Source organism: Methyloversatilis sp. (genome assembly GCF_051861465.1).
GTDB lineage: Bacteria > Pseudomonadota > Gammaproteobacteria > Burkholderiales > Rhodocyclaceae > Methyloversatilis.
Genome location: NZ_JBHYCQ010000004.1, coordinates 132,299 through 146,906, shown reverse-complemented (window position 1 = coordinate 146,906; position 14,608 = coordinate 132,299). Strand labels below are relative to the sequence as shown.

Genomic DNA, 14,608 nt, shown 5'->3' with positions numbered 1-14,608 from the left:
GTGCAGCTTCGCGGCAAAAGCGCTCACCCAGGCGCGCAAACCGGCCTTCAACAACGTGGCATAAGCCTTGCTAAATGTCTGGCGGAGACAATAATGACCGACACCCGACACGAAACCCGCTCGACCTGCTGTTACTGCGGTGTCGGGTGCGGCGTGATCATCGAACACGACGGCAGCCGTATCAGCGGTGTGCGCGGAGACCCCGAGCATCCGGCGAATTTCGGCCGGCTGTGCACCAAGGGCGCCACGCTGCACCTCAGCGCGCGTCCGGAAACGCGCGCCCTGCATCCGGAACTGCGCCTTGGCCGCGATGCGCCGCGCACGCGCGTGGGCTGGGATGCTGCGCTCGACCATGCCGCCGACCGGTTTGCGGCCATCATCGATGCGCACGGCCCGGATGCCGTCGCCTTCTACATTTCCGGCCAGCTGCTGACCGAGGATTACTACGCCTTCAACAAGCTGGCCAAGGGACTGATCGGCACCAACAATGTCGACACCAATTCACGCCTGTGCATGAGTTCGGCCGTGTCGGCCTACAAGATGACGCTCGGGGCCGACGCCCCGCCCTGCGCCTACGAAGACATCGACCACACCGACTGCCTGCTGATCGCCGGCGGCAACCCGGCCTACGCCCACCCCATCGTCTATCGCCGCATCGAGGACGCGCGGCGCGCCAATCCGGCGTTGAAGGTGATCGTCATCGACCCGCGCCGCACCGACACCGCATCCGATGCCGACCTGCATCTGCCGCTGCTGCCCGGCACCGATGTCTGGCTGTTCAACGCCATGCTGCACGTGCTGCTGTGGGAAGGTCACGCCGACGACGCCTTCATTCGCGCACACACCGAAGGCTTCGACGCACTGCGCAGGCACGTGCGCGACGTGACGCCGGCGGTGGCCGCGGAAATATGCGGCCTGCGCGCCGAAGACATCGTCACCGCCGCGCAGTGGTTCGGTTCTGCGAAGGCGGCGATGTCGATGTGGTGTCAGGGCCTGAACCAGTCGCATCACGGCACGCACAACGGCACGGCGCTCATCGCGCTGCATCTGGCCACCGGCCAGATCGGCCGCCCGGGGGCCGGTCCGTTCTCGCTGACCGGTCAGCCCAATGCGATGGGCGGACGAGAAGTCGGCGGCATGGCCAACCTGCTGTCCGGCCACCGGGACCTCGCCAACCCGGTACACCGGGCCGAAGTCGCCCGGCTTTGGGGCATCGATGACGTACCGGCGCAACCCGGCCTGACCGCGGTCGAACTGTTCGAGGGCGTGCGCAGTGGCCAGGTGAAGGCGATCTGGATCGCCTGTACCAATCCGGCGCATTCGATGCCCGATCAGGCGCTGATCACCGAAGCGCTGCAGGCGGCTGAATTCGTCGTCGTCCAGGACGCCTGCCGCAGCACCGAAACAGCCGCCTTCGCCGATCTGCTGCTGCCGGCGACCACCTGGGGCGAAAAGGAAGGCACCGTCACCAATTCGGAACGGCGCATCACGCATGTGAACGCGGCACTGCCGGCACCGGGCGAAGCGCGCGCCGACTGGCGCATCGCCTGCGATTTCGCACACGCGCTCGCGCCCCGGCTCGGCCGCGACGCGATGAGTCTGTTCCCTTACGACACGGTGGAACAGCTGTTCGACGAGCACGCCGGAACCACGCGCGGACGCGACCTCGACATCACCGGCCTGAGCTACGCCCTGCTCGACCGGCTCGGTCCGCAGCAGTGGCCCTTCCCCGCGGGCGCCGATGCCGGCTTGGCACGCCTCTATACCGAGCGCAAATTCGCGACCCCGGACGGCCGGGCACGCTTTGTTGTACCGGTCACCACCACCACGGCGGAAAAGATCGATGCACGCTTTCCGCTGCACCTGAATACCGGCCGCCTGCGCGACCAATGGCACTGCATGAGCCGCACCGGTCAGGTGGCGCAGCTGTACAGCCATGTCGACGAGCCGCGCATCGAGGTGCACGCCGATGATCTGGCGCGCCGCGGTCTGGCCGACGGCGACCTGGTACGCATCCGGAGCCGACGTGGCCACATCGTGCTGCGCGCCCACGCCAGCGCGGCCCAGCGACCGGGCAGCGCCTTCGTCGCGATGCACTGGGGACGCAACACGCTTTCGAACAGCGGCGCCAATGCGCTCACCGCAGGCCGGACCGACCCGTACTCGAAACAGCCCGAACTCAAACACGCGGCCGTTCAGATCGCCCGCGCCGATCTGCCGCATCAGGCGCTGCTGCTGCGCACCGAAGCCAGCGACGAGGCCGCCGTCAGTGCCGCGCTGCAACGGTCGGAAGCGCTCGCCCCGTTACTGGCGCGCTTTGCCTACGCCGCGCTGTCGCTGGCCGGCCGCGAGCGCCCGGTGCTGGTGCTGCGCATCGCGCACGACACGCCGATTCCGGACGAATGGCTGGCCGACATCGATGGCATCTGTGCGCTCGACAACCCGGCCTGCCTGGTCTATCGCGACGCACGACGCGACATCACGAAGCGTGCGCTGATCGAGGACGGTCTGCTGACCGGCATCCGGCTGACCGGCGAAACCGCTGCAGCCGGCTGGCTGCGCGACGTGATGACCGGCCGCCAGCCGACGACCGACCTGCGGCGCTGGCTTTTTGCGCCGCTGGTCACGCCGCCGGTGGCCACCGCCACACGCGGACGCATCGTGTGCAACTGCCTCGACGTGGCGGAGCCCGACATCGCGCGGGCCATCGACGCCGGGGCGGATCTGGTGTCGCTACAACACACCTTGCGTTGCGGCACCTCGTGCGGGTCCTGCGTACCCGAGTTGAAACGCATGCTGGATGCACGAAGGCAGGCGGCATAACAATATTTCGAGGAGACGAACATGAGCATGGAGCGATCGCTGCGATGTTGAGCCAACAGACCCTGACAGACATGTTGTCCGCGCTCGGCCGCGGCGGCGAAGACGGCCGGGATCTGGCGGAAGAAGAGGCTTACGGCCTGTTCGCCGACATGCTCGACGGCCGCATACCGGCGCTCGAGCTCGGTGCGGTGCTGGCCAGCCTGCGCTGGAAGAACGAATCGGCCGACGAACTGGCCGGCTTCGCGCGCGCGCTCAACGAACGCGTTCCGGTCATCGAACTGCCGCAGCATCGGCCTCGCATGGTGGTCATTCCGAGCTACTCGCGTGCCGGCCGGGCACCCAACCTGATGCCGCTGCTTGCGCTGATGCTGGCGCGTCTCGAAGTGCCCGTGCTGGTGCATGGTCTGGTGGGCCATGGTACGCGGGCGGGCAGCATCGACGTATTCGAACGACTTGGCCATGCGCCCTGCAGCAGTCTGGCCGACGCGCAGACCACACTGAATTCAGGGCGCTGTGCGGTGGTACCGACCGAAATGCTCAGCCCCTCGCTCGACAGCCTGATCCGCTTGCGGGATCGCATGGGGAACCGAAACACGGCACACGTCGTGGCCAAACTGCTCGATCCGGCGCCGCTGCGCAGCCTGCGTGTCATCTGCGTGGCCGACCCCCAACTGTTGTCGCGACTGCACGACATGTTCCTGCGCACACCGGAACGTGCGCTGCTCATGCGCGCGCCCGATGACGATTCATTTGCCGACCCGATGCGTCGTCCGCGCATACAGATGTTCGAACACCAGACCGCCCGCACGCTGTTCGAAGCGGAAATCGGCACCCCTCAACTGGTCAATCCGCTGCCACCGGCGGAAGACATCGAGGCCACCAGCGACTGCATACGTGAAATGCTGGAAGGCCACCGCGCCATCCCGCAACCGCTGCTCAACCAGGTGGCGGCCTGCCTGTTCGGCAGCGGTTCAGCGCGCGACCTGACGCACGCCAAGGCCACCGTTTCACTCGGGCTGGCGCACGCAACACCGCACTCGGCCCACTGAGGCTCGACGACCGGGCCCCGGTCGCACGGCGTCAGGCGCCGTTGGCGGCCATCCAGGCCAGGCAGCGCTGCCAGCCGTCCCTGGCGTCGACTTCGCGATAGCTCGGCCGGAAGTCGGCATGAAAACCGTGCGGTGCCTCCGGATACAGCACGATGTCCGAGCGGCGCGCCGCATCGGCAGGTGACTTCGTCAGCGCATCGCGCATGGCGTCGACGTCGCTGGTCGGAATGCCCTGATCCTTGCCGCCGTACAGACCGAGCACCGGCGCCTTGAGCGCGTCGGCCAGATCGATCGGGTGGTTCGGCGTGAGCTCACCCGGCAGACCGTCAAGCTTGCCGTACCACGCCACACCGGCGCGCAGCGCGGGCTGATGCGCGGCATACAGCCAGGTGATGCGGCCGCCCCAGCAGAAGCCGGTCGCCGCCAGACGGGCCGCATCGCCGCCGGACTGCGCGGCCCAGGCGACGCAGCTGTCGAGATCGCTCATCACCTGCGCATCGCCGACGCGCGACACGATGCGTTCGAGTATTTCCGGCACGCTGCTGATCTTCGACGGATCGCCCTGGCGAAAGTACAGCTCGGGCGCGATCGCGAAGTAACCGGCCCGGGCAAAGCGTCGGCAGACATCACGGATATGTTCGTGCACGCCGAAGATTTCCTGCACCACCAGCACCACCGGGGGCTTCGGCGTGGCGGCCGGGCGGGCGAAATAGACCGGCAGCTTCTGCGCATCGGCGGTACCGACCTCGGCCATGCCGGTGTCCAGACCTGTCGCGGGCGTCGTGATGATCTGCTGCGCCATCACCGGCTGAGCGGCCAGCGCGAAACCGGCCACCGTTGCGGTACGCAGGAAGTCGCGCCGTTCCGGATCGCCCGGCAGGCCGCTTGCGGGTTTTGCTGCACTCGAATCCACGGCCAGCCCTCCTCAGCGATTGATGAAGCCGGGCTCGCGTGCCGGCACCGAGTCGGAGAACTCGTTCAGCTGGCGCGCCAGGTCCATCTTGCCGGCGGTCGCCACCTGCGGCACATAGTTGCGGAACAGTTCGCTGATCGCCGCGCGCTCGCCGCCCTGGAACTGGCCGGCCACCGGGTACAGACGCTCGATCATGTCGATGCCTTCGGACCACTTGTTCTGCGCGGCGCAGGCGATCGACAGTTCGGCGAGGCGACGGGCCAGCGGGAGGTCCGGGGCACTGCCGGCTCGCTTTTCCTCGATGGTCAGCGATTCGCGCAACAGCTCCTCCGCACCTTCCCAGTTGCCGAGCATGCGCTTCAGTTGTGCATAGTTGTACAGGCGCTGCGACTTGGCATCCGGGGTGATCGCGTTCACGTCCGGGTGCATCAGCGCCTTGTAGCAGAGCTCATCGGCCAGACCGATGTTGTTGTCGGCCCACGCAGCCCGGCATTCGCGGAAAAACCGGTCGGACTGGTTGTCCTGCGCAGCCGAACCGGCGCTCGCGCCGAGCAGGCAGAACGTCGCGGCAAGTGCCGTCAGCAGATGTTGTTGGCGGGTCATGGTCAGATCTCCTCGTGATGGGTACTGCGTTTTTTTCTGGCCTCAGGCGAGGCTTCTTCTGTAGATCCACTGCGTGTCCGACGACGCCTTGCCGTCGAATGCGTAGCCGTCGACGGCAAAGTCCCGCAACGCCTCAACGTCATCGATGCGATGGTCGGCGGCGTAGCGTGCCATCAGGCCACGCGCGCGTTTGGCGAAAAAGCTGATCACCTTGTAGGTGCCGCCCTTCCCGTCCTGGAACACCGGCTGGATCACCTCCGCCTTCAGCGTCTTGCGCTTCACGGACTTGAAGTACTCGTCGCTGGCGAGGTTGACCAGTACCGGCCGCGAATCGTTCTCCAGCAGAGCGTTGAGCGCCTGCGCAGGCAGATCGCCCCAGAACGCATACAGATCCCTGCCCGACGGATTGACCAGTCGAGTCCCCATTTCCAGCCGGTAGGGCAACATCAGGTCGAGCGGGCGCAGCACCCCGTACAGGCCGGACAGGATGCGTACATGCTGCTGCAGCCAGTCAAGTCCGGCCGGGTCGAGCGAGCGGGCGTCGAGTCCGTCGTAGACGTCGCCGTTGAACGCCAGCGCGGCCGGGCGCGCGCGCGGAGCGTCGTAGTCCGGCGTCCAGTCGGCATAGCGCGCGGCATTCAGCGCGGCCAGCGGATCGGAAACGCTCATCAGCGATGCGATGTCGGCCGGACTTTTGCGCTTCAGGATATCCACCAGCGCGGCCGATCGATCAAGGAAATCGGGCCGCGTTGCATGGGCAGCGGGCAAGGGGGATTCGTAGTCGAGCGATTTGGCGGGAGACAGGACGATGATCATGGGCGTGACGCAGACAGTGTTGATCCCGTGATGGTAGCGTGGTCGTCGAACCACGGCGCGTCGGCAGGGACGCGCCGGCTGCGTGCCGCGTCAAGTGGGACGCCCAATGAAAACGGAGGCGCCGCAATGCGGACACCTCCGTTGTTCCTGCCGGGCAAGCATGCACTTCCTGGGTCATGCCGGACAGTTCGTCCGGGGCTGCGGATTCGCCTCGGCCCCGGGAAAGGAAACCGGTTACTTCTTGTTGATCGACTTCTTCAGCGCGGCGCCTGCAGTGAACTTTGCAGTCTTGGCAGCAGGAATCTTGATCGTGGCGCCAGTGCGCGGATTACGGCCGGTGCGGGCGGCACGCTTGCCGGTGGCAAAGGTACCGAAACCGACCAGGGTCACTTTCCCACCCTTCTTCAGTTCGGTCGTGACGGATTCGAGAAAACCGTCGAGCAGACGACCTGCTGCGGCTTTGGAAACGTCAGCTTTCTTGGCGAGTGCTTCGATCAGTTCTGCTTTGTTCATCTAAGTCTCCTTCTTCGTTATACGCAAATGCGCGCGGGAAAACCTGCAGCGATGATAGTGAGGCGCAGCGCGCTCCACAAGCGGCTATGCAGACTTTCTTCATGAATTTGCGCGCCCTGTAGCGACTTTTTCTTCGCCAAGCCAGTTCCATGCCCGGTTTGGCCTACACACGCCGATCCGGTTGGACACCCGGGTGCCCGAGGGGCATAATCCGCGACCATGAAATTTCTGTTCGATCTGCTGCCGGTCCTGCTGTTCTTTGCAGCCTACAAATTCGCCAACGCGTCGCCCGAGGCGTCTCATTCGCTGGTCACCCAGGTGCTGGGCGACGGCATCGCCGTCACGCAGGGTCCGATACTGATCGCCACCGCCGTGGCGATCATTGCGACGATAGGGCAGGTGCTGTGGCTCATGGCGCGCGGCCGCAAGGTCGAAATCATGCTCTGGGTCAGTCTGGGCATCATCGTCGTGTTCGGCGGTGCGACCCTGCTGTTTCACGACGCGACCTTCATCAAATGGAAACCGACCGTGTTGTACTGGTTGTTCGCGGGTACGCTGGCCGGCGCGGCGCTGTTCCTGAAACGCAACCTGATCCGAAGCCTGATGCAGGCACAGATCGAACTCCCTGAAGCCGTATGGACGCGGCTCAACCTGTCCTGGATCGGATTCTTCGCCATCATGGGCGTGCTGAATCTTTATGTTGCCTTCAGTTTCAGCGAGGAAACCTGGGTGGATTTCAAGCTCTACGGCGGCATGGGTCTCATGTTCCTGTTCGTGCTCGCGCAGGGAGCGATGCTGTCGCGTCACGTTGACGAGAAAAATTCCTGATCCCGTCCGATCCGATATTTCAGATCCAGACTGCCCGATCCTGTCCCCCACATTGCCGATTCCACAGAGGTGACGATGTTTTATGTTCTGATGGGCGAAGATGCACCGGGCAGCCTGCCGAAGCGACTCGCTGCACGACCTGACCACCTGCACCGCCTGCAGCTTTTGCAGGACGAAGGGCGCCTTCTGCTGGCCGGTCCGATGCCGGCGATCGACGCGGTCGACCCGGGCGACGCCGGTTTCAGCGGCAGCCTGATCATCGCCGAATTCGATTCGCTCGACGACGCGCGAGACTGGGCCGACGAAGACCCCTACACTGTTCAGGGCGTGTTCGAGCGGGTCATCATCAAACCCTTCCGCAAGGTCTTTCCGTCGTGAATCAAGCCTTGACCGTCGAATCCGCCATCCGCGCGCGGCTTGCCACGCTTGAACCGGTGACGCTCGATCTGGTCGACGAATCGCATCTGCACGCCGGACATGCGGGTGCGCGATCCGGCGGACGGCACTACCGGCTGTCCATCGAATCCGCCCGCTTCACGGGGCGACGGCTGATGGAACGCCACCGTCTCATCTACGCTGCACTGGGCGACCTGATGCAGCATGACATTCACGCCCTGTCGATCACGGCGCGCGCCCCCGGCGATGCGGATCCGGTTTGATCGACAATCCGTTCATTTGCAGTACCTGGCATTCACCCAGAAAGGTAACCCGATGAAACACACGTTCTCGATTCTGTCCCTTGCCGTCATGACTGCCTTCGCCGCACCGGCGATGGCGCAGCAGAAGGCGAAGGAAAAGCCGGCTGCCGCTTCGGCCGAGGGCGTGCTCGCCACGGTCAACGGCAAGACCATCCCGCAGGGCCGCGCCGACATCATGGTGCGCAATCAGATTGCCCAGGGTCAGCAGGACGGTGAGCAGCTGCGCAACGCCGTGCGCGAAGAGCTGATCCGCCGCGAAGTGCTGACGCAGGCCGCCGCGACCAAGGGGCTGGACAAGAACGCCGCCCTGATGCATCAGGCCGATCTGGCCCGCCAGGCCGTGCTGATCCAGGCTTACCTGCAGGAATACGTGCGCGCCAACCCGGTCAGCGAAGCGACGGTCAAGGCCGAGTACGACAAGGTGAAGGCCGGTCTCGGCGACAAGGAATACAAGGCGCGCCACATCCTCGTGAAGACCGAGGACAAGGCGAAGGAAATCATCGCCAAGCTGCAGGTCGGTGAAAAGTTCGAAGATCTGGCCAAGGACTCTGAGGACCCGGGCTCGAAGGACCGCGGTGGCGACCTCGGCTGGAGCGCTCCGGCACAATACGTGAAGCCGTTCTCCGAGGCGCTGACCAAGCTCGAGAAGGGCAAGTTCACGCCGCAGCCGATCCGCACCGACTTCGGCTACCACGTGATCAAGCTCGAAGATGTGCGCGACCTGAAGGTGCCGCCGTTCGAAGAAGCCAAGGCGCAGATCGCCCAGCGCCTCGAGCAGCAGACCATTGCCGCGCACGTGAACGAACTTCGCCAGAAGGCTTCGGTCAAATAAACCTGCGTCCGGTCCCGGGTGCGCTCACCTCAACCTGCGTGTCATCGAGCCGTTAACGCGGACGGATGAGATGAAGAAGGAGGACGCGAAATGTCTCGCGAAGCACCCGAACCCGGCGTCGAGTCGGGTGATCCGCTGACCGCTCCGGTCGAGCCTTTCTGGCGCGTCTGGTGGCGTTTCGTCTGGCCTTTCCTGTACTTCCGTGACTGCACGCGCGGCAGCTGGCTGGAGCGCGTGCAGAGCTACCGCCACAACCGGTCGATGCGGCGCTACCTGCCGGGCTTCATCCTGAAGTGGCTGGTGTTCACGGCGTTCTTCTTCATCTTCGGTCATTTCTTCGACGATGCAGCCGGGCTCGTCATTCCTGCTGCCTGCTGTTTCGTGACCGGTACGTGGACCGGTGTGGTGTCGATCGTGCTGTTCATCGCCTGGGGCTGGCTGGAGCGATTCCCGGAACTGTACTGAGCAGCAGGCGGGTGACGTGTGACACCCGCCGCCCCGCCTTTCAGCGAGCAGCCAGCCGCGCCGCCTGCTCTGCCACCCGCTGACCGAACAGCCGTGCAGTCTGCAGATCCCCATCGAGCATTTCCTCCACCGATGCATCGGACGGCGTCGAAGCCATTGCGCCGGCGAAGGACGCCACATAGTTGATGTCGTTGCGCGTGGCCGCCTTGCTGTTGCTCGGCATCAGGCCGGTGCCCACCCAAAGCATGCTGTGCTGCATCGCCAGCGTCATCAGATAGTGCAGCGTCGAATGCTTGTCGCCGTTCATCGAGGCGGAATTCGTGAAGCCGGCCGCCAGTTTGTCCTTCCACTTCTGGCCGAACCAGGGCTTCGAGCTCGCGTCGGCGAATTTCTTGAACTGCCACGATACGGTGCCCATGTAGGTCGGACTGCCGAACACGATGGCATCGGCGGCGGCCAGCGTATCCCATGCCGCGTCAGGCACATTGCCGTCTGCGTCGACTTCGATGGCATGGACTTCGGCCGCGTGCGCGGCGCCTTCGGCGACAGCCTGGGCCATGCGGCGGGTGTGGCCATAGCCACTGTGATAAACGATCGCTACCTGTGTCATGTCGGACTCCTTCATCAAGATGCGGGGTTGCCAAGGTCGAACAGCAGCACATGTGCGCCCTGCCCGTGTTCAAAATTCACTTCCGTTTCATCGTCCAGCTTCAAAGCGTCGCCGCCCTGCAGCCGCTGCCCGTTGACGGTCAGCGCGCCATCCACCAGATGCACATACGCCTTGCGGCCGCTCGCCAGCGGGTGGCTGACCGGCGCGTCGCCGGCATCGAGCCGCATGGCGAGCAGGGCCACATCGGAATGGATGCCCAGCGCGCCATCGCGTGCCGGCGGATGGATCAGCGTCTGCAGCCGCCCGCGCTGTGCAGCGGCCGGAAAGTGCGCCTGTGCGTAGCCGGGCGTGATGCCACGCGCTTCCGGCAGCAGCCAGATCTGCAGCATGCGCACGGTGTCGCCACGGCCGTGGTTCCATTCGCTGTGCAGCACGCCGTGGCCGGCGCTCATGCGCTGCACATCACCGGCGCGCAGCACCCCGGTATGGCCCATCGAGTCGCGATGGGTCAGTTCGCCGGCCAGCACGACGGTGACGATTTCCATGTCGCGATGCGGGTGGGTGCCGAAGCCGCCGCCAGGCGCGATCGTGTCTTCCATCAGCGCACGCAGCACGCCGAAACCCATGTGATCCGGATCGTGGTAATCCGCGAACGAAAAGCTGAAATGCGACTGCCCCCAGCCGTGGTCGTCGAAACCGCGTTCTGAAGATTTGCGCAGACTGATCATGGCCCATCTCCTTGATTCGTTGATCGATGGAAGGATTGTGGTTGTCCCGAACCATGGGTTGTCCGCGTGGAGTTGATATCATCATTCAAATATTTTGATCATAATCACACTTCACTTCGACACCCTGCGTCCCTCCTCGCACATCGAGCGTCCCATGAGCGACCACGACCACCCTCTGAACCCGGAAGCGATCCGCCTGATCGCCACCATCGACGAAGCCGGCAGCTTTGCCGCCGCGGCGCGTGTGCTCGGCAAGGTGCCGTCGGCGCTCAGCTACAGCGTGCGTCAGCTGGAAGACGCGCTCGACGTGCTGCTGTTCGATCGCGCCAGCCGCAGCGCCGTGCTGACGCCGGCCGGTCGCGAACTGCTGTCGGAGGGGCGTCGCCTGTTGATCGAGATGGATGCCGTCGCGAGCCGGGTGAAGCGGGTCGCCAGTGGCTGGGAAGGTCAGTTCGCGATCGCCGCCAACGCCCTGCTGTGTCCGCATACCCTGCTCGACCTGGTGGATGGCTTCTACAGCCAGCGCGACACCGCCCGCCTGCCGCCCCCCACGCGCATCCGCTTGCGCCAGGAGGTGCTGTCCGGCACCTGGGAGGCCCTGCTGACCGGCACGGCCGACCTGGCGATCGGCGTCGATGCCGACGACAGCCGGGTCAGCGGCGTGCAGATCGAACCGCTGGGCGACGTTCCCTTCGTGTTCGTCGTCGCCCCGCAGCATCCGCTGGCGCGCATCGATGCGGTGCTGACACCGGCCGTCATCCGCATGCATCGCGCCGTCGCAATCGCCGACAGCGCGCTCAAGCTGTCGCCGTTATCGCGCAACCTGCAGCCGGGCCAGGATGTACTCACGGTGCCGACGCTCGACATGAAGATCGACGCACAGCTGCGCGGTCTGGGCTGCGGTTTCCTGCCGGAAAGCCGGGTTCGCGCGCACATCGCGGCCAGGCGACTGGTGGCGAAGGACACCGGCGAGACGAAGGTCGCCCGCTTTTCGATCGCCTGGCGCAGCGGGCCGCGCGGTCGCGCGCTCGACTGGTGGCTGCAGCAGCTGGCGAGTCCACGCACCCGCGCCGCACTGCTCGAAGGCTTCCCGCATGATTGACAACCACCTTCCCATCATCCTGCTGACCGGTTTTCTGGGCAGTGGAAAAACCACGCTGCTGAACCGCCTGCTCGCTGCACCCGGCATGTCCGATACGCTGGTCGTCATCAACGAGTATGGCGACGCCTCGCTCGACCATCTGCTGGTGACCCATTCGGCGGAGCAACCCGTGGTCGAGCTGCCCGGCGGCTGCGTCTGCTGCAGCCTGCGCGGTGATCTGGCACAGACGCTGCGCGACGCGCACTGGCGCTTCGCGCGCGCCGGTCGCCGGCAGTTCGAACGCATCGTCATCGAGACGACCGGTCTCGCCGACCCGGCACCCATCCTGCGCACGCTGACGCAGGACGCCCGCATCGCCGCGCGCTACCGCCTGCGCTGCACGCTGACCGTGGTGGACGCGCTGCACGCCGCACGCACGCTGGCGACACAGGACGAAGGCGTGCGCCAGATCGCCGCCGCCGACCGCCTGCTGATCAGCAAGTCCGATCTGACGGACGCCGACGCGCTCGGTGCGCTGCGTACCAGGCTCGAACGCATCAATCCTTTCGCGCCGCAGACCGACCTTCAGGCGACGTCCGACGGTGCGGCACTGATGGCGCTGCTCGACGCGCCACCGCCCCGGCCGGCGCGCTTTCAGCCCGTGATGACGGACGCACCGCACGCCATTCGTGCGGACAGCTTTGCCTTCGACCGGCCGATTGCCGCTGGACGACTGGACGCCTGGCTCGCCGGCTGGCCGGACATCGCCGGGCCGGGCCTGCTGCGCATGAAGGCGTTGTTCGATGTCCAGGGGCTGACCGGGCCGGTGGCGGTACACGGCGTGCAGCACACACTGCATCCGCCGACACCGCTGGCTGACTGGCCCGACGCGGGCCGCAGCTCGACTGTCGTGTTCATCACGCGCGGCATCGACGCCGAAGCACTGCGCGAATATGTGGCGCTGCTCGGGCACGATTGAACCTGCTGCCACGCACATCGCTCACAATAGCGTCTTGCGTCCGCCCTGCTTCGTCCGAGTCCATCAACCATGTCCATTGCCGCCCGACGGCTCGATGAAATCGAGTTCGACAACCTGTTCGTGCGCAGCCTGCCCGCCGATCCTTCTGCCGACATGCGCTCGCGCCCGGTCATCGATGCGTCCTATACGCTGACCTCGCCGACACCGGTCGCGGCACCCGAACTGCTGGCCTGGTCGGACGTGCTGGGCGCCCAGCTCGGGCTGCGCCGCCCGGCACGCGTCGATGTCGCGGTCGAAGCGCTGGCCGGCAATCGCATCCTGCCCGGCATGCAACCCTACGCGGCACGCTACGGTGGCCACCAGTTCGGCAACTGGGCCGGCCAGCTCGGCGACGGCCGCGCCATCACGCTGGGCGAAATGATCGATACCGCGGGTCAGCGACAGGAACTGCAGCTCAAGGGCGCCGGCCCGACACCCTACTCGAGGCGTGCCGATGGCCGTGCCGTGCTGCGCTCGTCGGTGCGGGAATTCCTGTGCAGCGAAGCCATGTTCCACCTCGGCATTCCGACCACGCGCGCGCTCAGTCTGGTCGCGACCGGCGACCGGGTGGTGCGCGACATGTTCTACGACGGGCATCCCGAATACGAGCCGGGCGCCATCGTGTGCCGCGTGGCCCCCAGCTTCGTGCGCTTCGGCCACTTCGAAATCCTCGCGTCGCATGAGGAGCTCGACCTGCAGCGCCGGCTGGCCGACTGGGTGATGACGCACCACTTCCCCGGCATCACGTCGCCGGCGGAGTGGTTCGCGGAGATCTGCCGCCGCACGGCGGTGCTGATGGTCGAGTGGATGCGCGTCGGCTTCGTGCATGGCGTGATGAACACCGACAACATGTCCATCCTCGGCCTGACGATCGACTACGGCCCGTACGGCTGGCTTGAGGGCGTCGACATGATGTGGACGCCGAACACGACCGACGCCCAGGGGCGACGCTACTGCTACGGGCGCCAGCCGCAGATCGGCTACTGGAACCTGACGCGGCTGGCTGCCGCGCTGTCGCCGCTGATCGACGATCAGGCGGCGATCGATGCCGCACTCGAAGGCTACGAGCAGACCTTCTCCGACCGCTGGACACGCATGCTGGCCGACAAGCTCGGCTTGCCGGCGGCAGCGGACGAGGCGGAACAGGCCATGCGCAGCGAACTGTTCCAGCTGCTGCAGGCGGAGGAATGCGACTTCACGATCTTTTTCCGCGCGCTGGCCCAGGTGCCTGTGGCGACAGCCCTCGCGGGCGATGCGGCGGCACTGGCGCCGCTGCACGAAGCCTTCTACAGCGGCGATGGCCCTTCCACCGACCATGGTCGCGCGCTGCTTGCGTGGCTGCAGGGATGGGCGCAGCGCGTCACGGCAGGCGGCGAAGCGGACGCGGCGCGCATCGCGCGCATGAACGCGACCAACCCGAAGTACATCGTGCGCAACTGGCTGGCGCAGCGCGCCATCGACGATGCCACTGCCGGCGACACCACGATGATCGAGCGGCTGCTGAAGATGATGCAGCGGCCGTATGACGAACAACCCGAATTCAATGATCTGGCCGGCCGCCGCCCCGAATGGGCGCGCAACAAGCCCGGCTGTTCCGCCCTGTCCTGCAGTTCATGAACCGCCTTCCATCC

General features: G+C 65.8%; 16 protein-coding genes. 10 read left to right on the top strand and 6 right to left on the bottom strand.

The window, feature by feature from the left end; all coding sequences use genetic code 11:
• Nucleotides 1-93: 93 nt before the first annotated feature.
• Both ACTIFF_RS07145 and ybiB read left to right on the top strand, forming a co-directional pair.
• Entirely contained in the window at nt 94-2,823 is a 2,730-nt protein-coding gene (locus tag ACTIFF_RS07145; RefSeq protein WP_439536211.1) for a nitrate reductase, read from the top strand.
• Nucleotides 2,824-2,894: 71 nt separating this feature from the next.
• Complete coding sequence (gene ybiB, locus ACTIFF_RS07140; RefSeq protein ID WP_439536210.1) at nt 2,895-3,872, top strand: DNA-binding protein YbiB; 978 nt, start codon at nt 2,895-2,897, stop codon at nt 3,870-3,872.
• Nucleotides 3,873-3,903: 31 nt separating this feature from the next.
• On the opposite strand, the gene ACTIFF_RS07135 is transcribed toward ybiB, so the two are convergent.
• From ACTIFF_RS07135 to ACTIFF_RS07120, 4 genes are all read right to left on the bottom strand, one after another.
• Nucleotides 3,904-4,785, bottom strand: a complete 882-nt coding sequence (locus tag ACTIFF_RS07135; protein WP_439536209.1) for a dienelactone hydrolase family protein — start codon at nt 4,783-4,785, stop codon at nt 3,904-3,906.
• A gap of 12 nt (nt 4,786-4,797) precedes the next feature.
• Entirely contained in the window at nt 4,798-5,388 is a 591-nt protein-coding gene (locus ACTIFF_RS07130) for a hypothetical protein (RefSeq protein ID WP_069040241.1), read from the bottom strand.
• A gap of 42 nt (nt 5,389-5,430) precedes the next feature.
• A complete protein-coding gene (yaaA, locus tag ACTIFF_RS07125; RefSeq protein WP_439536208.1) occupies nt 5,431-6,204 on the bottom strand; it encodes a peroxide stress protein YaaA in 774 nt (257 codons plus the stop codon).
• A gap of 234 nt (nt 6,205-6,438) precedes the next feature.
• Nucleotides 6,439-6,717, bottom strand: a complete 279-nt coding sequence (locus ACTIFF_RS07120) for an HU family DNA-binding protein (RefSeq protein ID WP_069040239.1) — start codon at nt 6,715-6,717, stop codon at nt 6,439-6,441.
• 219 nt (nt 6,718-6,936) lie between these two features.
• Between ACTIFF_RS07120 and ACTIFF_RS07115 the strand changes: the two genes are divergently transcribed.
• The 5 genes from ACTIFF_RS07115 (at nt 6,937) to ACTIFF_RS07095 (ending at nt 9,540) form a co-directional block, all read left to right on the top strand.
• Nucleotides 6,937-7,545 (top strand): septation protein A, encoded by a 609-nt coding sequence (locus ACTIFF_RS07115; protein ID WP_439536207.1) that lies wholly within the window; start codon nt 6,937-6,939, stop codon nt 7,543-7,545.
• Nucleotides 7,546-7,620: 75 nt separating this feature from the next.
• Entirely contained in the window at nt 7,621-7,923 is a 303-nt protein-coding gene (locus tag ACTIFF_RS07110; RefSeq protein ID WP_439536206.1) for a YciI family protein, read from the top strand.
• Nucleotides 7,920-8,204 (top strand): BolA family protein, encoded by a 285-nt coding sequence (locus ACTIFF_RS07105; RefSeq protein WP_439536205.1) that lies wholly within the window; start codon nt 7,920-7,922, stop codon nt 8,202-8,204. The genes ACTIFF_RS07110 and ACTIFF_RS07105 overlap by 4 nt, the downstream gene beginning before the upstream one ends.
• A 52-nt stretch (nt 8,205-8,256) precedes the next feature.
• A complete protein-coding gene (locus ACTIFF_RS07100) occupies nt 8,257-9,075 on the top strand; it encodes a peptidylprolyl isomerase (protein ID WP_257093843.1) in 819 nt (272 codons plus the stop codon).
• Nucleotides 9,076-9,165: 90 nt separating this feature from the next.
• Complete coding sequence (locus ACTIFF_RS07095; protein ID WP_439536204.1) at nt 9,166-9,540, top strand: hypothetical protein; 375 nt, start codon at nt 9,166-9,168, stop codon at nt 9,538-9,540.
• A gap of 40 nt (nt 9,541-9,580) precedes the next feature.
• Here the strand turns inward: ACTIFF_RS07095 and ACTIFF_RS07090 are convergent, their stop codons facing one another.
• Nucleotides 9,581-10,150 (bottom strand): flavodoxin family protein, encoded by a 570-nt coding sequence (locus tag ACTIFF_RS07090; protein WP_439536203.1) that lies wholly within the window; start codon nt 10,148-10,150, stop codon nt 9,581-9,583.
• 14 nt (nt 10,151-10,164) lie between these two features.
• Complete coding sequence (locus tag ACTIFF_RS07085; protein WP_439536202.1) at nt 10,165-10,878, bottom strand: pirin family protein; 714 nt, start codon at nt 10,876-10,878, stop codon at nt 10,165-10,167.
• Nucleotides 10,879-11,032: 154 nt separating this feature from the next.
• On the opposite strand from ACTIFF_RS07085, the gene ACTIFF_RS07080 reads away from it, so the two are divergent.
• The 3 genes from ACTIFF_RS07080 to ACTIFF_RS07070 all read left to right on the top strand — a co-directional run bounded on the left by ACTIFF_RS07080 (nt 11,033) and on the right by ACTIFF_RS07070 (nt 14,594).
• A complete protein-coding gene (locus ACTIFF_RS07080; RefSeq protein ID WP_439536201.1) occupies nt 11,033-11,980 on the top strand; it encodes a LysR family transcriptional regulator in 948 nt (315 codons plus the stop codon).
• Nucleotides 11,973-12,938: a CobW family GTP-binding protein gene (locus ACTIFF_RS07075; protein ID WP_439536200.1), complete on the top strand. Its 966-nt coding sequence runs from the start codon at nt 11,973-11,975 to the stop codon at nt 12,936-12,938. Before ACTIFF_RS07080 ends, ACTIFF_RS07075 begins: the two co-directional genes overlap by 8 nt.
• Nucleotides 12,939-13,007: 69 nt before the next feature.
• The gene (locus ACTIFF_RS07070; RefSeq protein WP_439536199.1) at nt 13,008-14,594 is read left to right on the top strand and encodes a protein adenylyltransferase SelO; all 1,587 of its coding nucleotides are present in this window, start codon (nt 13,008-13,010) and stop codon (nt 14,592-14,594) included.
• Nucleotides 14,595-14,608 lie beyond the last annotated feature (14 nt).

What these genes read in the sequence shown, in the direction of transcription:
- ACTIFF_RS07110 (WP_439536206.1), top strand. Translation starts at nt 7,621, where the DNA reads ATGTTTTATGTTCTGATGGGCGAAGATGCACCGGGCAGCCTGCCGAAG.
- ACTIFF_RS07090 (WP_439536203.1), bottom strand. Translation starts at nt 10,150, where the DNA reads ATGACACAGGTAGCGATCGTTTATCACAGTGGCTATGGCCACACCCGC.
- ybiB (WP_439536210.1), top strand. Translation starts at nt 2,895, where the DNA reads ATGTTGTCCGCGCTCGGCCGCGGCGGCGAAGACGGCCGGGATCTGGCG.
- ACTIFF_RS07095 (WP_439536204.1), top strand. Translation starts at nt 9,166, where the DNA reads ATGTCTCGCGAAGCACCCGAACCCGGCGTCGAGTCGGGTGATCCGCTG.
- ACTIFF_RS07130 (WP_069040241.1), bottom strand. Translation starts at nt 5,388, where the DNA reads ATGACCCGCCAACAACATCTGCTGACGGCACTTGCCGCGACGTTCTGC.
- ACTIFF_RS07100 (WP_257093843.1), top strand. Translation starts at nt 8,257, where the DNA reads ATGAAACACACGTTCTCGATTCTGTCCCTTGCCGTCATGACTGCCTTC.
- ACTIFF_RS07080 (WP_439536201.1), top strand. Translation starts at nt 11,033, where the DNA reads ATGAGCGACCACGACCACCCTCTGAACCCGGAAGCGATCCGCCTGATC.
- ACTIFF_RS07070 (WP_439536199.1), top strand. Translation starts at nt 13,008, where the DNA reads ATGTCCATTGCCGCCCGACGGCTCGATGAAATCGAGTTCGACAACCTG.
- ACTIFF_RS07085 (WP_439536202.1), bottom strand. Translation starts at nt 10,878, where the DNA reads ATGATCAGTCTGCGCAAATCTTCAGAACGCGGTTTCGACGACCACGGC.
- ACTIFF_RS07075 (WP_439536200.1), top strand. Translation starts at nt 11,973, where the DNA reads ATGATTGACAACCACCTTCCCATCATCCTGCTGACCGGTTTTCTGGGC.
- ACTIFF_RS07115 (WP_439536207.1), top strand. Translation starts at nt 6,937, where the DNA reads ATGAAATTTCTGTTCGATCTGCTGCCGGTCCTGCTGTTCTTTGCAGCC.
- yaaA (WP_439536208.1), bottom strand. Translation starts at nt 6,204, where the DNA reads ATGATCATCGTCCTGTCTCCCGCCAAATCGCTCGACTACGAATCCCCC.
- ACTIFF_RS07145 (WP_439536211.1), top strand. Translation starts at nt 94, where the DNA reads ATGACCGACACCCGACACGAAACCCGCTCGACCTGCTGTTACTGCGGT.
- ACTIFF_RS07120 (WP_069040239.1), bottom strand. Translation starts at nt 6,717, where the DNA reads ATGAACAAAGCAGAACTGATCGAAGCACTCGCCAAGAAAGCTGACGTT.